Origin of the sequence: Algoriphagus sp. NBT04N3 (genome assembly GCF_019443765.1) — a bacterium.
Lineage (GTDB): Bacteria > Bacteroidota > Bacteroidia > Cytophagales > Cyclobacteriaceae > Algoriphagus > Algoriphagus ornithinivorans.
Genome location: NZ_CP048415.1, coordinates 4,204,176 through 4,222,996 on the forward strand (window position 1 = coordinate 4,204,176; position 18,821 = coordinate 4,222,996).

Annotated in this window: 21 protein-coding genes; 11 read left to right on the plus strand and 10 right to left on the minus strand. The window is 39.5% G+C overall.

Translation table 11 applies throughout. The features are described 5' to 3' along the window. Window positions 1-2: 2 nt before the first annotated feature. Window positions 3-341: a P-II family nitrogen regulator gene (locus GYM62_RS18340; RefSeq protein WP_091653723.1), complete on the minus strand. Its 339-nt coding sequence runs from the start codon at window positions 339-341 to the stop codon at window positions 3-5. A 284-nt stretch (window positions 342-625) separates the two neighbouring features. Between GYM62_RS18340 and GYM62_RS18345 the strand changes: the two genes are divergently transcribed. Further along, window positions 626-1,531 (plus strand): sugar phosphate nucleotidyltransferase, encoded by a 906-nt coding sequence (locus tag GYM62_RS18345; RefSeq protein ID WP_219957455.1) that lies wholly within the window; start codon window positions 626-628, stop codon window positions 1,529-1,531. 101 nt (window positions 1,532-1,632) lie between these two features. Here the strand turns inward: GYM62_RS18345 and GYM62_RS18350 are convergent, their stop codons facing one another. The 3 genes from GYM62_RS18350 to GYM62_RS18360 all read right to left on the minus strand — a co-directional run bounded on the left by GYM62_RS18350 (window position 1,633) and on the right by GYM62_RS18360 (window position 3,344). Beyond that, window positions 1,633-1,998: a type II toxin-antitoxin system VapC family toxin gene (locus GYM62_RS18350; RefSeq protein ID WP_219957456.1), complete on the minus strand. Its 366-nt coding sequence runs from the start codon at window positions 1,996-1,998 to the stop codon at window positions 1,633-1,635. Beyond that, the gene (locus tag GYM62_RS18355) at window positions 1,988-2,164 is read right to left on the minus strand and encodes a hypothetical protein (RefSeq protein ID WP_219957457.1); all 177 of its coding nucleotides are present in this window, start codon (window positions 2,162-2,164) and stop codon (window positions 1,988-1,990) included. Before GYM62_RS18355 ends, GYM62_RS18350 begins: the two co-directional genes overlap by 11 nt. Before the next feature lie 79 nt (window positions 2,165-2,243). Continuing rightward, window positions 2,244-3,344 carry a DNA replication/repair protein RecF gene (locus tag GYM62_RS18360; RefSeq protein ID WP_219957458.1) on the minus strand — a complete coding sequence of 367 codons (1,101 nt, stop codon included), beginning with the start codon at window positions 3,342-3,344 and terminating at the stop codon, window positions 2,244-2,246. A gap of 91 nt (window positions 3,345-3,435) precedes the next feature. On the opposite strand from GYM62_RS18360, the gene pdhA reads away from it, so the two are divergent. The 7 genes from pdhA (at window position 3,436) to GYM62_RS18395 (ending at window position 8,587) form a co-directional block, all read left to right on the plus strand. Further along, window positions 3,436-4,455, plus strand: a complete 1,020-nt coding sequence (gene pdhA / locus GYM62_RS18365; protein WP_219957459.1) for a pyruvate dehydrogenase (acetyl-transferring) E1 component subunit alpha — start codon at window positions 3,436-3,438, stop codon at window positions 4,453-4,455. A 110-nt stretch (window positions 4,456-4,565) separates the two neighbouring features. Then, entirely contained in the window at window positions 4,566-5,276 is a 711-nt protein-coding gene (locus GYM62_RS18370; protein ID WP_219957460.1) for a tetratricopeptide repeat protein, read from the plus strand. 87 nt (window positions 5,277-5,363) lie between these two features. Next, complete coding sequence (gene ribH / locus GYM62_RS18375; RefSeq protein WP_091653123.1) at window positions 5,364-5,840, plus strand: 6,7-dimethyl-8-ribityllumazine synthase; 477 nt, start codon at window positions 5,364-5,366, stop codon at window positions 5,838-5,840. A 162-nt stretch (window positions 5,841-6,002) separates the two neighbouring features. Further along, complete coding sequence (locus GYM62_RS18380) at window positions 6,003-7,322, plus strand: aspartate kinase (protein ID WP_219957461.1); 1,320 nt, start codon at window positions 6,003-6,005, stop codon at window positions 7,320-7,322. 54 nt (window positions 7,323-7,376) lie between these two features. Then, window positions 7,377-7,706, plus strand: a complete 330-nt coding sequence (locus GYM62_RS18385) for a DUF6787 family protein (protein WP_219957462.1) — start codon at window positions 7,377-7,379, stop codon at window positions 7,704-7,706. A 70-nt stretch (window positions 7,707-7,776) separates the two neighbouring features. Next, on the plus strand, window positions 7,777-8,187 hold the full coding sequence (locus GYM62_RS18390) for an OsmC family protein (RefSeq protein WP_219957463.1): 411 nt from the start codon (window positions 7,777-7,779) through the stop codon (window positions 8,185-8,187). Between the two features lie 109 nt (window positions 8,188-8,296). Further along, window positions 8,297-8,587 carry a hypothetical protein gene (locus GYM62_RS18395; RefSeq protein WP_219957464.1) on the plus strand — a complete coding sequence of 97 codons (291 nt, stop codon included), beginning with the start codon at window positions 8,297-8,299 and terminating at the stop codon, window positions 8,585-8,587. A gap of 1 nt (window position 8,588) precedes the next feature. Here GYM62_RS18395 and rlmF read toward each other — a convergent pair whose 3' ends face one another. The 4 genes from rlmF to GYM62_RS18415 form a co-directional block, all read right to left on the minus strand. Next, window positions 8,589-9,536, minus strand: coding sequence for a 23S rRNA (adenine(1618)-N(6))-methyltransferase RlmF (rlmF, locus tag GYM62_RS18400; protein ID WP_219957465.1), 948 nt, complete (start codon window positions 9,534-9,536; stop codon window positions 8,589-8,591). Between the two features lie 20 nt (window positions 9,537-9,556). Next, the gene (locus tag GYM62_RS18405; protein ID WP_219957466.1) at window positions 9,557-10,039 is read right to left on the minus strand and encodes a CIA30 family protein; all 483 of its coding nucleotides are present in this window, start codon (window positions 10,037-10,039) and stop codon (window positions 9,557-9,559) included. Window positions 10,040-10,277: 238 nt separating this feature from the next. Beyond that, a complete protein-coding gene (locus GYM62_RS18410) occupies window positions 10,278-11,003 on the minus strand; it encodes an SIMPL domain-containing protein (protein WP_219957467.1) in 726 nt (241 codons plus the stop codon). A gap of 91 nt (window positions 11,004-11,094) precedes the next feature. After that, window positions 11,095-12,567, minus strand: a complete 1,473-nt coding sequence (locus GYM62_RS18415) for a M14 family zinc carboxypeptidase (RefSeq protein ID WP_219957468.1) — start codon at window positions 12,565-12,567, stop codon at window positions 11,095-11,097. A gap of 103 nt (window positions 12,568-12,670) precedes the next feature. On the opposite strand from GYM62_RS18415, the gene GYM62_RS18420 reads away from it, so the two are divergent. Then, window positions 12,671-13,681, plus strand: coding sequence for a dipeptide epimerase (locus GYM62_RS18420; protein ID WP_219957469.1), 1,011 nt, complete (start codon window positions 12,671-12,673; stop codon window positions 13,679-13,681). Window positions 13,682-13,726: 45 nt separating this feature from the next. Here the strand turns inward: GYM62_RS18420 and GYM62_RS18425 are convergent, their stop codons facing one another. Together GYM62_RS18425 and GYM62_RS18430 are read right to left on the minus strand one after the other, a co-directional pair. Beyond that, complete coding sequence (locus GYM62_RS18425) at window positions 13,727-14,422, minus strand: response regulator transcription factor (RefSeq protein WP_091653099.1); 696 nt, start codon at window positions 14,420-14,422, stop codon at window positions 13,727-13,729. Beyond that, on the minus strand, window positions 14,419-16,131 hold the full coding sequence (locus GYM62_RS18430) for a sensor histidine kinase KdpD (protein ID WP_219957470.1): 1,713 nt from the start codon (window positions 16,129-16,131) through the stop codon (window positions 14,419-14,421). Before GYM62_RS18430 ends, GYM62_RS18425 begins: the two co-directional genes overlap by 4 nt. Window positions 16,132-16,321: 190 nt before the next feature. Here GYM62_RS18430 and lysA point away from each other — a divergent pair, with 190 nt between their 5' ends. Both lysA and GYM62_RS18440 read left to right on the plus strand, forming a co-directional pair. Further along, complete coding sequence (gene lysA / locus GYM62_RS18435; protein WP_219957471.1) at window positions 16,322-17,554, plus strand: diaminopimelate decarboxylase; 1,233 nt, start codon at window positions 16,322-16,324, stop codon at window positions 17,552-17,554. A gap of 176 nt (window positions 17,555-17,730) precedes the next feature. Further along, window positions 17,731-18,792 carry a type IX secretion system membrane protein PorP/SprF gene (locus GYM62_RS18440; RefSeq protein ID WP_255590429.1) on the plus strand — a complete coding sequence of 354 codons (1,062 nt, stop codon included), beginning with the start codon at window positions 17,731-17,733 and terminating at the stop codon, window positions 18,790-18,792. Window positions 18,793-18,821: the final 29 nt, after the last annotated feature.

The window sequence follows — 18,821 nt, forward strand, 5'->3', positions numbered from 1 at the left end:
TATTAAAGCGCTTTTTCGCCTTGATCGTTATTTCTGATTCTGTAAGCTTCCAATACATCGAAAACAAAGATTTTTCCGTCTCCGATTTCTCCTGTTTTACCCTCTTTCAGAATGCATTGAATGACTGATTCTACCAGATCATCTGTAGTGACGATTTCTAATTTCGTTCTTGGAATGTATGCGGGTTCATAGGCGACTCCGCGGTACATTTCCTGCCGGGCGTGTTCGAAGCCCATTCCCTTGATTTCATAGAATGAGAGAAATTTCACTCCCAAACCGGAAATACAGGCATGAATTTGCTCAAAGCGTGAAGTCCGGATAATCGCTTCTATTTTTTTCATTTTTTCAATGAGTTTAAAGGTTTGTTGAGAATTCGGCATGAAAGTACTTTAAATTTTACATGAAAATCAAAAATGGGTTAAAAAAATATCTTGATTTTTAAAAAATTGCCTCTCATTTTGATAGTTATGGGCGATAAATGACCCTTATTTGAAAAAATATATGTAAAAAAATAAAAGTCTGGATGAATTTTAAACCTGTCCAGATCCAATTTAGAATTTCATTTACTTGTTGCAGTGGGCAATTCAATTAATTTTGCACACGTTTTTAACAGATACACAGAGGAATGACTCAAAAACCAACTTTAGTAGTATTAGCTGCTGGTATGGGCAGTAGATATGGAGGGAATAAGCAGATTGACGGTTTCGGCCCTAATGGAGAAACCATTTTAGAATATTCCATTTTTGATGCCATCCGGGCAGGATTCGGAAAAGTCGTATTTATCGTAAGGCAAGAGATTTTGGATGTTGCCAAAGAAAAGTTTCTTCCAAAGCTTCAAGGTAAAATTGAAGTCGATTGGGTAATACAGTCTTTGGATAGCTTTGTGCCTGCGGAATTGAAACAAGCGGATAGGGTAAAGCCATTTGGAACGGCGCATGCAGTATTATGTGCAAAGGATGCAGTTAAGGAGCCCTTTGCTGTGATCAATGCAGATGATTTTTACGGAAAGGAAGCTTTCGAAGAGATCGGAAAGTTTTTGTCAAAAGATGCTCGTCCTCATTTACATGCCATGGTAGGCTATGCTATTCAAAATGTGCTTTCAGAAAATGGAACTGTAAGCCGGGGAGTTTGCGAAACGAATGAGAAAGGGCAATTGATAGGAATGACCGAGCGCACTTCAATCGCTCGTGAAGGAGGAAAAATTCTCAGCAAAGGAGAAGGTGAGGTGCTAGAAATCGCTGAAAACACTCCTGTCAGCATGAACTTCTGGGGATTTCATCCGGATGTTTTTGTAGATGTAGAGCAAATGTGGAAGGATTTTCTTCCTGCAAATAAGGAAAACCTCAAGTCGGAATTCTATATTCCAACGGTTGCAAATAATTTAATACAGTCAGGTAAGGCTGCTTTTGAAATCTTGCCTGGAGGTAAAACTTGGTTTGGAGTGACCTACACAGAAGATAAACCCGTAGTCATCGAGGCCTTAAAATCTTTGCATGATTCTGGAGAATATCCAGCTGAATTGTGGAAATAAATGAAAAGAGGCTTAGGCCTCTTTTTTATTTCTTTCTGGGGATTTTGGTATTTAATTACTTTCTAAAAAGGTGCATTGACCTGCATTGCAGGTATTAAAAATTAAACCTCTAGGAATATAAGATCTAATTCCTTTATCTTAGAAAATCCTTGGTCTGCGGTGATTAACGGTATTCCCATTGATAAGGATGAAGCGGCAATTATAGAGTCTGGAAGCCGCAGGTTATACTTTTTCCTAAGGTCAATGGTCCATTCCTTAATTTTTAAATTCCATTCTGTAAGAAAACAATCATTGATAAGTGCCTTTATCTTTAATTCTTCCGGCTTGGATATTCCTTTAAATCCAAGTAATTCAACTTCAGTGACAAACGAGATTGCAAAATCGAATTCCAAGAAGGGTTTGGCAATATTGTTTCCTTCGAGCAGATAGATTAAAAAATTGGTGTCAGCAAAAAAATCAATCTTCATTCTCTCTTATCTCTGTTTGATAATCAAGACCATCCAATTTTCTTTTTAGCTTTCCAAAGTGCTTTTGGAGCTTACCGGACTGATCTAATTGATCCTTTTTCTCTTTAAGAATCTTCTTTAAATCATCCTTGTTTTTTTTGTTTATAGTAATTGTCATCTCTTTCATTTTTATGTTTCAATATGAAAAAATAAGACTCTTTATAAAGTTAATTATTATATCGAAAATCTCCCATTTTAAGTTCGTTTCAATGACTGACTTGGCCATTTTCAACCCCAAAGAAAAACACCTCCGAATCCAGCTCAGTCAAAATGGCCTGTGAGCGTTCGGGTCTTGCATCTGTCAGAAAAATCTGCCCAAAGGTATGTTTGGAAATCAATTGCATCATTTGGGCAATTCGGGTATCGTCCAGTTTGTCAAAGATATCATCCAATAAGAGTAGAGGCTTCTCCCCCTTAGCGCTTTCAAAAATTTGGAACTGGGCTAATTTCAAAGCGATAATAAAGGATTTCTGTTGCCCTTGGCTTCCAATTTTTCGGATAGGGTGCTCTCCGATCAGGAAATTGTAATCATCCTTGTGAATTCCTGCATTGGAATTCTTGGTTATAAAATCCTTTTTCCGAAGGCCTTGAAAGTAGCTTGCAAAATCTTCTCGAAGTGCTTCCGTCTCATAGAGGATAGTTACCTTTTCCTGTCCTTGTGAAATTTCAGCGTAATGTGCCTGAAGCATAGGAGCCACCTCGTCCATCAATTCTGCTCTGCGCTTAGCCAAAATCTGACTTAACCGAATCATCTCCTCATCGTAACTTCCCAAAAGAGTCAAATCTCTTCTTCCTGTTTCGGCAAATTTTTTCAAAAGGGCATTCCGCTGTTTTAAAAAATGATGATACCGGATCAGTTGATTTAAATAGTTTCTATCCAATTGCGACAACAAGCCATCAAAAAATTTTCTTCTTCCCTCACTTCCACCTTTGATCAATTCTGTATCATCTGGTGCAATCAGCACCAATGGGATTAACCCTACATGCTCAGAAGTTTTGTCTAATGCCTTTCCGTTTTGCCAAATCTGTTTCTTTTTTCCTAATTCAAAGGTACATCTTACCTCAAGCGGTTTTTGATCCAGTTCAAATTGTCCCTTGATCACAAAAAAATCTTTGTTATGCTTCACATTCAAGGTATCACTAGATTGCACTGCACTTTTGGTGAGCGATAGGTAGTGGATTCCGTCTAAAATGTTGGTTTTTCCACTTCCATTTAGCCCAGTAAAGCAATTAATCTGCGTGCTAAAGTCCATTCGGGTCTTCTCATGATTTTTGAATTGTAAGAGTTCCAGGGACTTTAGATACATCTGTTTGGGTAATTATTTTAGCGGCAGCCTGATTTTTAGGAGAGGTTGGTTATATTTGGGGCCTAAAATAGCATATTTTGATCATTACGATATGGCAAAGAAAACTGCAGCGACCAAGTCAAAGGTAAAATATTCGAAAGAAACTTATACGTTCTGGTACGAGAGCATGCTCTTGATGAGACGATTTGAGGAGAAAGCCGGACAACTTTATGGTCAACAAAAAATACGCGGGTTCTGTCACCTTTACATAGGTCAGGAGGCTTGCGCCGCCGGAGCTATCACAGCTTTGGAGAAAGATGATAAGTGGATCACAGCTTACAGAGATCACGCACACCCATTGGGTTTGGGTACTGATCCAGGCGCTGTGATGGCAGAATTATATGGAAAAGCAACAGGAACAACCAAAGGTAAAGGGGGTTCTATGCACATTTTCGATAAGGAAAGAAATTTCATGGGAGGTCACGGGATCGTAGGTGCTCAAGTACCTATGGGTCTGGGAATCGGCTTCGCTGAAAAATATAAAGGCACCAAAAACCTATGTATTTGTCATATGGGTGATGGAGCGGTTCGTCAAGGGGCTGTGCATGAAGCATTCAACTTGGCCATGCTTTATAAGACTCCGGTGATCTTTGTGATCGAAAACAACGGTTATGCAATGGGTACTTCAGTTGCCCGTACTTCCAATGTTACCGAACTATACCAAATCGGAGAGTCTTATGATATGCCTGCATTCCCTGTTGATGGAATGAATGTAGAAGCTATCCATGAAGCGGTGGCTGAGGCAGCTGAAAGAGCCAGAAAAGGTGATGGACCAACTTTGCTGGAATTCAGAACTTATAGATACAAAGGACACTCCATGTCCGATCCTCAGAAATACAGAACCAAAGAAGAGGTAGAGGACTACAAGAAAAAAGATCCTATCGAGCAGGTATTGAAGACTATTAAGGACAACAATATCCTAAGCGACGAAGAGATTGAAAAAATCAATGCAAAAGTGAAAAAGCAAGTGACTGAAGCTGTGAAATTTGCAGAAGAGTCACCTTGGCCTGATGGTCAGGATGCTTTCAAAGATGTCTATATACAGGAGGACTATCCTTTTGTAATGGAATAATTCATATCCAAAGCTCAGAAAGCCATGAAAACTAGGTGGATTCATGGCTTTTTTATTGGGCTTTGTGTAATTCATAAAAAACGTATATTTGCGCCTGAAAAATCAGTAACATGGCAAAGAAATTAACCAAAAAAGCACAAGAAGATCCTAACGAACTTTTGGAAAACCCAGAGGTTTTGGCAGACAGACTCAGCAGAGGTGAGGCTTTTTTGAAGAAAAATAGCAAAATATTAGGTGGCGTTTTGATCGCTGCAATCCTATTGATAGGAGGAATTCTTTTCTTCCAGATCAACAATGCAAACCAAAATGAGAAAGCTCAGGAAGAAATGTTCCAGGCGGTATATTTTTATGAGCAAGATAGTATTGAGTTTGCCTTGAATGGTGACGGGATTAATCCTGGATTCCTTCAGATTGTAGAAGAGTATCCTCGTACTGATGCAGCCAATTTGGCTAATTTCTATATCGGATCTATTTACCTTTCTGAAAGAAACTTCACTGACGCAATCAATTATCTTGAAGATTTCTCTGCGGATGATTTCTTGGTTCAATCTAAAGCTTATGCTCTTTTAGGAGATGCATACTTGGAAACAGGTAACTTAGATAAGGCTATTTCCAATTACAAGAAAGCTGCAAGCAGCGAAGAAAATAAATACTTTACGCCTAAGTATTTATTCAAATTGGCCGTAGCCTATGAAGAAGCAGGAAAAACTCAAGAAGCTATTTCAACTTATGGAGAGATCGAAGAGAAATATTTCGAGTCTTATGAGTATGCTGCTGCACGAAAACACAAAGCTCGCTTAGAAGGCCTTGCCGCTAAGTAATGCTGAATACTAGCACCAATTAGAAGAGTAAGGTCCTTGCGATCTTACTCTTTTTTTGTTTACCACATTTCATAAAATTAACCTCAGATGGCAACATCATTAAAAAGTTTAAGTGAGCATAGCTCCAAGAATATCCAGGATATCAGCAGCAAAAAATTTGCAATCATTGTTTCGGAGTGGAATGAAGATGTGACGGAAGCATTGTATTCCGGCGCTTATCAAACATTGCTACAGCATGGAGCAAAGAAAGAGCATATCATTCGCAAAAATGTGCCAGGCTCTTTTGAACTGACATTAGGAGCTCAATGGTGTGCTCAGGATGAAAGTATAGATGCAGTAATCTGTTTAGGTTGCGTGATCCAAGGAGAGACTAAGCATTTTGACTTTATCTGTGATGCTGTTGCACATGGAATTACCAATGTTGGCTTGAAATATAACAAGCCGGTAATTTTTGGGGTTTTAACTCCAAACAATCAACAGCAGGCCATGGATCGGGCAGGCGGAAAGCATGGAAACAAAGGAGATGAAGCGGCAATCACCGCGATCAAAATGCTTGGTTTTTAAAGAGAACTAGCAGTAAAAGAATAGACTTTCGAGTCCCATTTTCAAGCTTTACCTATTATAACAAACCTATTATTCATCCTTGAATCTATTGTGGAAATTGCTTGATGATATACAAGCGAAAAGCAGCAGACTTAAGGGTAATCTAAAAGACAAACTCTACCAATGAAAGTAATGAAATTCGGGGGAACCTCCGTAGGAAAGCCCGAGCGTATGCATCAGGTGAAAGACCTGGTAACCCGTGGAGATGAACCCACAATTGTTGTATTATCAGCTTTGTCTGGAACTACCAATGCCCTTGTAGGGATAGGAGAGGCTTTGGCTGATGCTGATAGAATATTGGCAAAGGAGAGAATCGATGCTCTTCATGCTCACTATATGGATTTTTATCCTCAGCTTTTAAAAACTGAAAAAGGCAGAGCAAAGGCTGAAGATATCATCAAAGAACATTTTGAGTTTTTGAATATTATTTTGAAAATTTCCTTTAACGAGGCGATTAATAGAGATATTCTGGCTCAGGGAGAATTGCTATCCACAAAGTTGTTTTATACACTTTTGGAAGAACTCGAAATTCCTGCAGTATTTTTAATTGCCTTGGATTTCATGAGTATTGATGAAAATTCCGAGCCTGAACTGGGAAAAATCTCAGAGAAACTTAAAGCAATTTTAGCTCAGCATCCAGAACAAAAATTATTTGTTACCCAGGGATATATCTGTAAAAACCACAGAAATGAAGTAGACAATTTGAAGCGTGGAGGTTCTGATTACACGGCTTCACTTGTGGCTGCAGCGATCCATGCCTCAGTTTGTGAGATTTGGACAGATATTGACGGGATGCATAATAATGATCCTCGCATTGTGAACAGAACTAGACCTATTGCTGAGCTATCTTTCGATGAAGCGGCCGAGCTGGCCTATTTCGGTGCTAAAATCCTACATCCTGCTTCTATTTGGCCGGCTCAGCAATACAATGTGCCTGTCAGACTCTTGAATACCATGGACCCTGAAGCCCATGGCACTTTGATCAAAGCCGGAGTTGAAGCAAAGGGCGTCAAAGCCATTGCTGCCAAAGATGGAATTACTGCCATCAAAATCAAGTCCAGCAGGATGCTTTTAGCCTATGGTTTCTTGAGGAGAGTATTTGAGATTTTCGAAAAATATAAGACTCCCATCGATATGATCACCACTTCTGAAGTGGCAGTATCAGTGACTATTGATGACCTTACTCACCTGAAACAAATCTTAAAGGAGTTGGAGGTGTTGGGTTCTGTGGAAGTGGACGAAAATCAATCTATCATATGTATTGTTGGTAATATGGTTTCTGAAACCAGAGGTGCAGTAAAATCAGTGATGGATAGCTTGGTTGATTTTCCTATCCGTATGGTTTCTTACGGAGGTAGCCGACACAATGTCTCCTTATTGATTGACTCGAAGTTTAAAAAAGATGCCCTTCAAAACTTAAATGAGGGCGTGTTTACTTGGTAATAATTGAAAGGCGAGGATTTTTCCTCGCCTTTTTCCAAATTATTAAAGCTTTCCATGAAAAATAAAGAACAAAAACCCGGCTTTCTTCAGCGATTACAGACTAAATGGAAACTTGATAGCCTACTTCAGGTAGTTTTGGTTTTGGTAGTTTTCGCCTGTACGGGCTTTACAATTTTATTTATCAAAAACCCGGTTTTGGATTTTTTCGGAGTTGAAAAAGGTGGCTTTGTCAACACAGTTCTGTATCTCTTGCTGGTTTTACCGCTCTATCAAATATTCTTGTTGATTTATGGCTTTATCTTCGGCCAGTTCCGATTTTTCTGGGAAAAGGAAAAGCAAATTTTTCGAAGGATAGCAAAGCTATTTTCAAAGAAATCAGACTAATCCAAGAACTATTCTGCTTCGTATTTGATTACATGGATAAGATAGATTTTTAACCAAAACACTTTAATCCATGATTAGAAAATCAACTGCCGTATGGCAAGGAAGCGGAAAAGACGGTAATGGTCATTTGACTACTCCTAGCACAGTTTTAGACAAAACTCAATATTCTTTTAAATCCAGATTTGAGGATGGCGTTGGAACCAATCCTGAAGAATTGATAGCAGCAGCTCATGCTGGATGTTTTGCAATGAAGCTTAGCTTTAATTTAAGCGGAGCTGATTTTCCTCCTCAGGAATTAGATGTTACTTGTAATATAACATTCGAGGATGGTTCCTTGAAGAAATCCCACCTTGTGCTAAAAGCTAAGGTAGATGGAATTACAGAGGAAAAATTTGCAGAATTGGTGAAAGATGCGGAGGAAAATTGTCCTATCTCCAAAGTCTTAAACACTGAAATCTCTGTAGAATATACGCTGAATTAAGCATTAGGAAATTTTAAGAAAAAACAGGTCTTCAAAAACCTGTTTTTTTCTTGAACGGTACTGGAATTGATCCGTATAACAAAGTCTTGATTACTAAACCACTACCACCATGGAATCCACGGCTCATCCATTTCAGAACTCCGGTTCTAACAGAATGACTTTCATCAAACACGCGGGATTCACGCTAGCTCTGATGATTTTAATTTTGGCTTTTCAAGAAGGAATATCTTCCTCTTGGTTAATGCCTTTAGTATTTACTCCAATCGCTGCAGGATTGGGAGGAATTATTTTCAAAAACACGGAAGAATTAAGATACTCTTCGGGTCTGAAGCAGGCTTTCGGTTGGGTAATCGGAATAGCGGGCTATCTGCTATTAATTCCCATGGCTTTAGCTTTATAAGCTATTTCCATCGGAATTTACTCCAATTCTCCTGTTGTTTTGAATTCAGATAAGTCCAGGCTAAAAACCTGGATTTTTTATTGCCCTGAGCCATTTCAATAATCTCATATTCGCTTACAGCAACTTGCTTAAGTCTATTTGTAAGTGGCTTGAGGTTAGCTTCTTTGGAAATAAGGGAAGTAAACCAAAAACACTGATTCTTAAAATGAGCGCTTTCTTGAATCATTTGTCCGACAAATTCCAATTCTCCCCCTTTACACCAAAGTTCATGACTTTGCCCGCCAAAATTGAGCTCATTGCTTTTTAAGTTTAGATTCTTGGCTTTTCGTTGACTTCCTTGTTTTGCCTCCTGTGCAGAACTGTGAAAGGGAGGGTTACAAAGGGTCAAATCGAAGTATTCATCATGTTGAATAATTCCCTGAAATATTTTGGTTTCATTTTCTTGTTTCCGGAGATTGATTTTTTTGTTGAATGCGGGATTTTTAGCCAGGATTTCTTGAGCATTTTTCAATGCCGGCTCTTCTATTTCCGCAGCGACGAAGGACCAAGAATATACTGAATTACCAATTAATGGGTAAATCAAATTGGCGCCAGTTCCGATATCCAGAGCCTGAACCTTAGTTCCTTTAGGAACCTTTCCCTGATTTTTGGATGCTAAAAGATCTGCTAAATAATGGATATAATCTGCTCTGCCAGGAATCGGAGGAATTAGAAATCCTTCTGGGATATCCCAAAAATCCACTTGATAAAAATGTATTAATAGCGCCTTGTTTAGAGCTTTTACCGCATTTGGATCGGCAAAGTCAATGGTTTGATTTCCAAAAGAGTTGGTAAAGATGTGAACGGCAAGTCCGGGAAAGCTTTTGGCTAGCGCCTCCAAGTCGTAAGATAAGTGATGATAATTTCTGGAATGTAATGTGGGTTTTTCCTGAGGATTAGCTTTTGCCATGGTGCAAAATAAGCCTTCCTTTAGAATAATTTGATGTAGTCGATTTCTAGCTTGAAGCTTTCAGCCTTTTTATTCCCAATCAAAAATGCGATTTCTTCTACTTGATCTCCCGGGAAATTTTCCATGTTGAGGTCTCTGCCTCGGAAGGCAGGTTTGAATTGGTTTAAGGGGATGGTTATTTCCTCCCACTCACCGCTTGTTTGGAAACTTGCCACATAGGAATGATAATCTGATCGCTTTCTTTTAAACCGGAATTGATAGGTCTTTCCATCACCTCGAAGCCGAATTTTTACATGAGAAGCTCCATCTATGATGGTTTTATCAGGTTGATATCTGACCGAGGAAAAGCCACCATTATTTTCTAGGGAAACTTTCCCCTCAAATACTCCATGCCCATCTGAATTTATAGAGAATGAGCCATCAGATCTTCCACCCATGACCACATCATCGATAATTCTCCAGTCTGATTTCTTACTATCGGATTGGAAGTCGTAAAGAGTCATGCTCGTAAATAATTGAATGAAAACAGCCAATAGAACCACTTAGATAGAATCCACTGGCTGAGAAATTGTTTGGAAAAATAAATTTGTATGGTTGTCTGCATGTCTGCCAATTACCATATTTTCTTTGCTTGACCGATTGAAGGGTGAAGACCGAAGACCGAAGCTTCCCGAATTCTGATCCTTTTGCCTATTACTAAGCAATATTTTCTATTTAGTGGTGAAAAAGCGGATATAGACATTAGTTTGATTCAAAAACCAATTTCATTGTGATGGATGCAGTTTTGTTTTTTGAACTGGTGTTAAAGGCTCCTCCCCAGGAATAATCTTCTCCTGAATTTTGTCCGGTGATTTGAAAAACTCCCATATTGGCAGAAATCAAATCGCCTAGTTTTGCCTCTGAATTTTCAGCGATACGCTCCGCGCGAATTCTGGCATCTTCAGTTGCCTTTGCTATCATTTCCAATTTGAGCGACTCTAATTCGGTATAGTAGTATCGGGGTTGTTGGGAGTAAAAAGCAATTCCTTGATTTAATAATTCCGTGATTTCCCGGCTGATTTTTTCCACCTTTTCTACTTCCTTGGATTCAATTTGTAAGAATTGACTCAATTGATATCCAGTAAAGGTTTGCCCCATGTATCTTCCGTCATTGGAGTAGTTTTGCTGGTATTGGGGGTTTGTGATGACCGCGTTGAAAACCAATTGTTCCTTCGGAATTCCTTTGGAAACTAAATAGCTTGTGACCGATTCGCGATCTCTTTCCAGATTGGAATAGGCAGTCTGAAGGTCTTTGCTTTCCCGACTGAAATTTCCCTCCCATACGATCAGGTCAGAAGTGAAATTACTTTCTCCTAAGCCCGTCACATTAATGGTGCCTTGTGGCCTGTTTCGGTTGATTACTGCATGGCCCAGTACGATAGAAGAAAGAACTATGGCCAAAGAAAAAATAATGGAAGATGCTTTCATAGTGGTTTGTTAATGGATTAATATAAAAATTTTATACGAAAAAAAGCCCGGAAGGAATCCAGGCTTTTGGTCAATTCATAAATTTTAACGCTTAGAAAACCCGCTGCTTCAGAACCTGCTCTTTAGGGTTTTCAAGGTCAATGAGATATCCATTTACCACTGCGTATTTCAGTAAATCGCCATCTGCTATAAAGAAGTTTGGCGAAGAGCCTGTCTTCCAGCCGGAATTGAAATCTTTTTTACTCTGTAAAACCAGAATGGGTAATTGATGAAGATCTCCAGGCTTTCCATTTTTTATCTTAACTCCCAAATAGCCTTGTCTCAATAGCTCCATCGCTTCTTCTGAACTGATAGCTGCCAAGTTTTCAAATTCTTGCTCGAATACCTTACCTTCCTTAAAACTTAAACCTGTTGCATCTATTTCTTCAAAGCCAAAATAGACCTGCATATCTCCTAAATCTTCGACGTTTCCAGTAACATAAAAAGTACTGTCTGCATTGCTTTCTCTTCTACGAATCGCTAGATCGACAGGGAATTTTTTCCCCTCAACTTCGACTTGCATCTCTTTGATGATCAGGTCAACCAATTGTAAATCGTTGTCAGGGATTGCAAAGTATTCATCAATGCTATGCTGTGCGTAGGATTGGGTGGCAATTTGATGTAGAGCATTCAGGATTATCAGGAAGTTTAATTTACGGATATACTGCTTTTCTGGGTCACCAACATAGCCTCCAGATTCAATCAGGATCGTACTGGTTCCCCATTTTTGGATATTATCTCCAAAAGCTCGTGGCTCAAATGCATCGTCATACTTTCCTACCTGTCCGGGAATAAGCTCTTGCAAAAGCCTGTTCATTCCCACTATGGTTTTCATGGCTCTTCCTCTTACCTCATTGATTTCTGTTTCATAATTATAGGCAGGAGCTAGAACAGAAATAGTTGCCTGCTTCGCTGTATTTACCACATTATAATAAACCTGTTGATCATGTAGGTTAAACCCGAATTCGGGCTCAAAGCTGTCTCTTGCATTTTTTAGAATCACAGCTTCCGGAGAAATCTGAGAAATTGCATCCCTATTTAAATCTATGTCTAAAGCATTTCTCCTTTGAAATATTTCCGCTCCGTCGGGGTTGATCATGGGAATAAACTTGAGGCTGAGGGAAGTTTTCAGGAGCTTTCTCAAGCTATCAAATTCGTCTCCGGATGCTTCCAAGAAATTGAAAAGATCAAATATAGCCATGGTGGCGGTGCTTTCATTTCCATGCATCTGAGACCAAAGCATGACCTTGGTTGAACCCTTACCCCAATCCAAAGATGTTATGGATCTTCCTTCTACTGACTTCCCCAATTCTGTTATTTGAAAAGAATTTTGATGCTTTTGAATCAATGGTTGTAAATCAGCATGCTTGAATCGTCTATGAGTAATAGCGGGCTCCTTAAATTTTTCAAAGGCACTTTCCAAAAAAGGAGTATCCAGGCTTTCAAACTTTTCTTCATTTGCCGTTTTGCATCCAATAATAAAAACTAAAAACAGCAAAAACAGGCTAAATTGATTTCTCTTCATTATTTTCATGTTTTCAAACAGATAGGATAGGAATAGAAGTAAATCTAGGAATCTTCTGTTGAAAAATCGGCCTATTACTTACAATTCAGACTCTTTTCTTCCCATGAAATTATCTTATCAGGTATTTGATTTACCACTCCGACATACCTTCACGATTGCCCATCAAAGCAGGGATATTCAGGATACACTCATCGTGACATTGGAGGATGCAGGTTTTTTCGGTTTAGGAGAGTCCACTACCAACCCCTTCTACGGCGTCACAATTGATACTATGACGGAGGCCTTAGAAGCATTTAGACCTGTATTGGAAGGTGCTAAAACGGTTAATCCAGAATCGCTCTGGGCCATGGGTAAAGATTATTTCAAAGGCAACCCCTTTGCTCAATGTGCACTGGATATGGCCGCATGGGATCTATTCACAAAAAAGCAGGGGCAAAAGCTATTTCATTATCTTCAGTTAAATCCTGAAAACATCCCCACCACCAACTTCACTATAGGAATTGCCAGTATTGAAAAGATGGTTCAGAAAATGAAGGAGGTGGATTGGCCTATTTATAAAATCAAATTAGGAACTCACGATGATCTGGCAATTGTGAAGGAACTGAGGAAGCATACCGATGCTGTTTTCAGAATAGATGCAAATTGCGCTTGGACCGCTGAGGAGGCCATCCGAAACTCTGAAGAATTGGTCAAATTAGGAGTGGAGTTTATGGAGCAGCCTTTAGGCAAGGATGACTTGGAAGGAATGCGGGAGGTGTATTTGCACTCCAAGTTGCCTGTAATGGCAGATGAGAGTTGCATTGTAGAAGAAGATGTGAGAAAATGCCACGGTCTTTTTCACGCGATTAATGTTAAGTTGGTGAAGGCAGGCGGGATTACCCCTGGTTTGAGAATGATTCAAGAAGCGAAAAGATTGGGAATGAAAACCATGGTGGGTTGCATGACTGAATCCTCGGTGGGAATTTCTGCGATCGCTCATATCGCTCCACTTTTGGATTATGTGGATATGGATGGGGCGATGTTGCTGGCAAAAGATCCGGCAGATGGAGTTAAAATTAGCCCTGAAAAAGTGACCTTTCCTGAAAGGAATGGCATTGGAGCGGTTTTAGTATAAAAAAAACCGTGAGCGAACTCACGGTTGGATTTGGGTTATTTTGAATTAAGATTCCCCAACAATCAGTTTAAAGCCTTCTCCATGTACCGTTATGATCTGAACTTTGGGGTCGTCTTTTAATATCTTTCGAATTTTACTCAAATAAACGTCCATACTTCTGGCGTTGAAATAACTGTCATCTCCCCAGATTTGCTTGAGTGCGTGGGATCGATTGACCAATCTATTCATCTCCGAAGCTAGAAGTCTCAGCAATTCATTTTCTTTAGAAGTGAGTTTATGCTTGCCTTTAGGACCATCAAGGACTTGCTCATCGTAATGCAATTCAAAATCTCCGAAATTGTAAACTTTCAAGGCTTCTACTTCAGTCGATTTTTGTGTTCTTCTCAAAATTGCATTGACCCTCAACAACAATTCCTCCATGCTGAAGGGCTTGGTAAGGTAATCGTCTGCTCCGATTTTTAATCCTTCGATGATATCGTCTTTTTGGTTTTTCGCAGTCAAAAACAGAATAGGGAGATCATCTTGTACTTTTTTGATTTCCTTTGCTAAGGTAAAGCCATCCTTTTTGGGCATCATGATGTCCAAAAGGCAAAGGTCGTATTTATCTTTTTTGAATTTATTCCATCCTTCTTCCCCATCCCGGCAAAGTGTGGGCTCATAGCCTTTCATTTCGAGATATTCCTTTAAGATATCACCCAAATTTGGGTCATCTTCCACCACTAGTAGTTTTGCTTTGCTCATTGTTTTTTGGGTAGATTAATTGTGAATGTACTTCCTTTTCCCAACTCACTCTGTACTTGAATTTCTCCTTTATGGGCTTCCAGCATGGTTTTTACATAAGAAAGGCCCAATCCAAATCCTTTTACATCGTGGAGGTTTCCCGTTGGTACACGATAAAATTTATCAAATATTTTCTTCTGGGCGTCCTTATTCATTCCTATTCCTTGGTCCGAAATACTTACCCAAACTTGTTCTTCATTTTCCCAAGCCTTGATATGGATAGTGGGCTTTTCCCTACTATACTTATTGGCATTGTCGAGGAGATTATTGAATATATGAGTGATATGAAACAAATCTCCTTCTATCAGTCCATCGCTTAATTCATTTTCAAACTCAATATTTCCTTCTCTTTTTTCTATCTGCAATGAAAAATGATCCACTGCATTCTCCAGGAGTTCGGAAAGGTCGATGTCTTCCACCTTAAGTTTAAAATCCTTCTTATCTAACGCAGCTGCCTGCAATACGTTTTCTACTTGGGCTACAAGCCTTTTATTTTCATCTTTAATAATGCCTAAATACCGGGTTCTAAATTTATCCTGAGATGAAAGCTCAGGGTCCTGAAGTGCTTCCACCGCCAAACTCACCGTTGCTAATGGAGTTTTAAACTCATGAGTCATGTTATTGATGAAATCATTTTTTGTATCCGAAAGCGCTTTTTGTTTGAAAATGACACGAATTGCATAGATGAAACACCAGATGATTACTCCGATAAATAAGATGGAAGAGGACACGGGTAGCCATACCTGACGAAGTACATGGTTGTTTTTCTCCGGAAAGAATATGTAGAGGTAATTCTCCTTTCCAAAAATGTCATTGGGGAAAAGCTTGGCCTGTATGCCATATTGAACTAGTCGGAATGGTTCAGACACAGGTCCGATAGGCATCAAGAGACCATCGTCTTTTAACAGGCCCAATTCGAAATCTTCATAAATTCCTCTTTCCAGCAGGTGATTTTTGACCAGTTTTCTTACCTGAGAAGTATCAAGGCGGTTTAAAATGGCTTTTTGCCCAGCTGCCATTTCTTCCCAAGTTTGGTTAATCAGGTCAATTTTGAGGTTGGTTTTTTTGATTTTTTCCAAGGCATCCTCGGAGACATTGACCTCTTTTTCGAAGTTTGGATCCAAGTAGCTCCCTGTTGGTCCCAAACTGTATACTTCCACTTGGCTGAGGTATTGTAACTGCCTCTCCTTTTCCTCCAAAAGGATAGCCATTTCATCCGGAGTAAAAATAGTAGAGGCTACCTCAGGAGTCATAAGCGTAAAAAATCTTTCCATTTCCTGTAAAACGGATAAGTCAATTCCTCTGGATTCCAGCATCCTTCTGAAAGTAGCACTGACCTGAGGAACGGGAGTAATTTTTAAGGTATCGATGATAGAGGGCCCCCTTCTAAAACCTGATTTGGGGCGAATTTCAAAATCAATAGGTTCAATTTTCTCAAAAAGTGATTTTTGAAGAATGGGGTCCTTCATTAATTGGCTTAGCAAAACGTCACTAGCTTCACTCTTTTCGAGTTGATCTGTAGTCCCTGCCAATGCTTGATAGACATCCTGATCAAACCTTTCTTGATTGATTCGGATCGCATTTCTCACCCAATAGTATTGAAATCCCACCAAGCCAAGGCTGGCTACGGACATCAAAACAATTATTAAAGTGATCTTATTTTTGGACATGTTACAAATTTAAAGGCTTATCGGGGGAGAAAGGTAGGGTTAACAATATTTAACGGCTTGAATGAAAGACCATTGAAGGCAAGTTTAAATGGGATTTTGTACCCAGAAAGCCTCTTTGCGATGCTAATTGAGGGCTATTTATTCTTCATTCTAGGGCTATTTAGCTATCTTTGTGGCCAAATTTGAGAACATGCCACAAGCTATTAAACCTACTCATATTCAAGGAATTTCCTTGGAATCTATTGCTGAAAAATATGGAACGCCTCTTTATGTGTATGACGGTGAGAAAATCACCAATCAAGTGCATGCTATTCAAAAGGCTTTTCTGGGAGTACCTTTAAAAATAAAATACGCGACCAAGGCTTTATCCAATATCAGTATACTCAAACTGATCAAAAATGCGGGTGCTGGAGTGGATGCAGTCTCCTTGGAGGAAGTGAAATTGGGATTGATGGCAGGTTTTCAGCCTTCAGAAATCATGTATACTCCGAGCGGAGTAGGCTTTGATGAGATTCAGGAGGCCGTAGAATTGGGGGTAATGATCAATTTGGACAGTCTTCCTTTGATGCGAAAATTTGGTGAGGTCTATGGAAACAAAGTGGGCGCTTGTATCCGGATCAATCCTCACATCATGGCTGGAGGGAATATCAAAATTTCCGTAGGTCATAAAGCTAGTAAATTCGGGATTTCCATAGAGCAACTTCCTGAAATTCTGGAAATTGTCAAAGAAAAAAACCTCAAGATCATTGGGCTTCATGTGCATACCGGATCTGATATTTTAGATGCAGAAATATTCTTAAGAGGAGCCAATGTTTTATTCGAAACAGCGTTTAAGTTTCCAGACCTGGAGTTTATCGATTGTGGAGGAGGGTTTAAGGTTGCCTATAAGGAGGGAGATCCGAGAACGGATATTCAGGAAGTTGGAGAAAAAGTTAGCGAGGCTTTTCAGCAATTTTGTGAAAAATATGGGAAGCAATTGGAGCTGTGGCTAGAGCCAGGTAAGTTTTTGGTAAGTGAGTCTGGGTACTTGCTGGTGAAAACCAATGTAGTGAAGAAGACACCTTCCATTACTTTTGCAGGTGTTGATTCCGGCCTGAATCATTTGTTGAGGCCCATGCTATATGATGCTTATCATGATGTCTATAATTTGAGCAATCCCGATGGAAACACTCATACGTATAATATTGTCGGGTACATCTGTGAAACTGATACCATTGCTTCAGACAGGGAGCTTTCTGAAGTAAGAGAAGGGGATATTTTAGTAATCAAAAATGCGGGGGCTTACGGGTTTAGCATGGCTTCTAATTATAACTCCCGCTTGAGACCTGCCGAAGTTTTAGTATGGGAAGGGAAATCCCATTTAATCAGGACTAGAGAGACGATAGAGGATTTGACTAGAAATCAAGTGGTTATCGATATTTAGTCGAATGTTTCCAAAGGCAAGAAGTCTTTGGTATAGTTATTGAATATCGAGGGTGATTATAGATCTATAGTTTAGTTAAAAAAGGTCAGAAACAAATAATTGATTGATCACCCCAATCATAAGCCCTAGTAGTTTCATAACCTTTTAACATTCAAAATTCTTTTGCCAATTGGCTAATGGCTAATTTGCAGAAGGAGGGATTACGTATGGTGAGGAAATTAATAGGATTGGTACTTTTACTGGGGCTAGGGATAAACACCTTAGCTCAGGATGTACAGTATTCTCAATTCTATGCCGCTCCTCTTTATCTGAATCCAGCATTGACAGGTGCTTCCGAGCTTACCAGAATTGGCGTCAATTACCGAAATCAATGGCCTGGCCTGGACCAAAATTTCAATTCCTATTCATTTTACATAGACCATTATATTTTTGACTACAATAGTGGTATTGGTCTTATTTTCAATGGCAATAGAGAAAGTATGGCTAATCTAGCCACCAATGAGGTAGGACTTTCCTATGCTTATAAATTGCAGTTGGGACAGGAAACCTTTTTTAGATTTGGTGGGCAAGCAAGTTATATGCAGCGGGATGCTTTTTTCTCTGACTTGGTTTTCGGAACTCAAATAGATATCATCAATGGAACAATCGGCGGTATTACAGACGAGCTGGATGGGATTCCGATTGACAGTAGATACAACTTTTTTGATTTTGCTCTAGGGGGGATGTTTTACAGTAAAAACTTCTGGTTAGGTGCTTCTGCGCATCATCTCAGTGAGCCCAATGTTTCTTTTGTGGAAGGTCAAATGTCCAAACTCCCGATGAAGCTTTCAGCTCAAGGGGGATTCAAGTTTGATTTCACGGGAGGAAGAAGGGATTATTTTACCCATGCCTACCAAGAACGGGCGATTTCATTTGCATTTAATTACAAACAACAAGATCCTTTTAATCAATTGGATATTGGCACGCAGTTGTACCTGGATCCATTGGTATTGGGACTTTGGTATAGAGGTTTACCTACCAAAAACTCCTTACCCAACAATGAGTCAATTATCGGCTTAGTAGGAGTGTCACTTCCGACCGGTCTGGACATAGGATACTCTTACGATTTTACGGTCTCCAAATTAGGCTTGAGAAACTCCGGAGGAGCACATGAAGTCTCAGTTACTTATAGATTTTTATGGGGAGATGCCAAAAACAGAAACCTTAGGGCACGCACTATCCCTTGCTTCAGATACTGATTTTCAGAAGGAAAGCTGATTCGAACGAA

What these genes read in the sequence shown, in the direction of transcription:
- GYM62_RS18340 (WP_091653723.1), bottom strand. Translation starts at nt 341, where the DNA reads ATGAAAAAAATAGAAGCGATTATCCGGACTTCACGCTTTGAGCAAATT.
- GYM62_RS18345 (WP_219957455.1), top strand. Translation starts at nt 626, where the DNA reads ATGACTCAAAAACCAACTTTAGTAGTATTAGCTGCTGGTATGGGCAGT.
- GYM62_RS18350 (WP_219957456.1), bottom strand. Translation starts at nt 1,998, where the DNA reads ATGAAGATTGATTTTTTTGCTGACACCAATTTTTTAATCTATCTGCTC.
- GYM62_RS18355 (WP_219957457.1), bottom strand. Translation starts at nt 2,164, where the DNA reads ATGAAAGAGATGACAATTACTATAAACAAAAAAAACAAGGATGATTTA.
- GYM62_RS18360 (WP_219957458.1), bottom strand. Translation starts at nt 3,344, where the DNA reads ATGTATCTAAAGTCCCTGGAACTCTTACAATTCAAAAATCATGAGAAG.
- pdhA (WP_219957459.1), top strand. Translation starts at nt 3,436, where the DNA reads ATGGCAAAGAAAACTGCAGCGACCAAGTCAAAGGTAAAATATTCGAAA.
- GYM62_RS18370 (WP_219957460.1), top strand. Translation starts at nt 4,566, where the DNA reads ATGGCAAAGAAATTAACCAAAAAAGCACAAGAAGATCCTAACGAACTT.
- ribH (WP_091653123.1), top strand. Translation starts at nt 5,364, where the DNA reads ATGGCAACATCATTAAAAAGTTTAAGTGAGCATAGCTCCAAGAATATC.
- GYM62_RS18380 (WP_219957461.1), top strand. Translation starts at nt 6,003, where the DNA reads ATGAAAGTAATGAAATTCGGGGGAACCTCCGTAGGAAAGCCCGAGCGT.
- GYM62_RS18385 (WP_219957462.1), top strand. Translation starts at nt 7,377, where the DNA reads ATGAAAAATAAAGAACAAAAACCCGGCTTTCTTCAGCGATTACAGACT.
- GYM62_RS18390 (WP_219957463.1), top strand. Translation starts at nt 7,777, where the DNA reads ATGATTAGAAAATCAACTGCCGTATGGCAAGGAAGCGGAAAAGACGGT.
- GYM62_RS18395 (WP_219957464.1), top strand. Translation starts at nt 8,297, where the DNA reads ATGGAATCCACGGCTCATCCATTTCAGAACTCCGGTTCTAACAGAATG.
- rlmF (WP_219957465.1), bottom strand. Translation starts at nt 9,536, where the DNA reads ATGGCAAAAGCTAATCCTCAGGAAAAACCCACATTACATTCCAGAAAT.
- GYM62_RS18405 (WP_219957466.1), bottom strand. Translation starts at nt 10,039, where the DNA reads ATGACTCTTTACGACTTCCAATCCGATAGTAAGAAATCAGACTGGAGA.
- GYM62_RS18410 (WP_219957467.1), bottom strand. Translation starts at nt 11,003, where the DNA reads ATGAAAGCATCTTCCATTATTTTTTCTTTGGCCATAGTTCTTTCTTCT.
- GYM62_RS18415 (WP_219957468.1), bottom strand. Translation starts at nt 12,567, where the DNA reads ATGAAGAGAAATCAATTTAGCCTGTTTTTGCTGTTTTTAGTTTTTATT.
- GYM62_RS18420 (WP_219957469.1), top strand. Translation starts at nt 12,671, where the DNA reads ATGAAATTATCTTATCAGGTATTTGATTTACCACTCCGACATACCTTC.
- GYM62_RS18425 (WP_091653099.1), bottom strand. Translation starts at nt 14,422, where the DNA reads ATGAGCAAAGCAAAACTACTAGTGGTGGAAGATGACCCAAATTTGGGT.
- GYM62_RS18430 (WP_219957470.1), bottom strand. Translation starts at nt 16,131, where the DNA reads ATGTCCAAAAATAAGATCACTTTAATAATTGTTTTGATGTCCGTAGCC.
- lysA (WP_219957471.1), top strand. Translation starts at nt 16,322, where the DNA reads ATGCCACAAGCTATTAAACCTACTCATATTCAAGGAATTTCCTTGGAA.
- GYM62_RS18440 (WP_255590429.1), top strand. Translation starts at nt 17,731, where the DNA reads ATGGCTAATTTGCAGAAGGAGGGATTACGTATGGTGAGGAAATTAATA.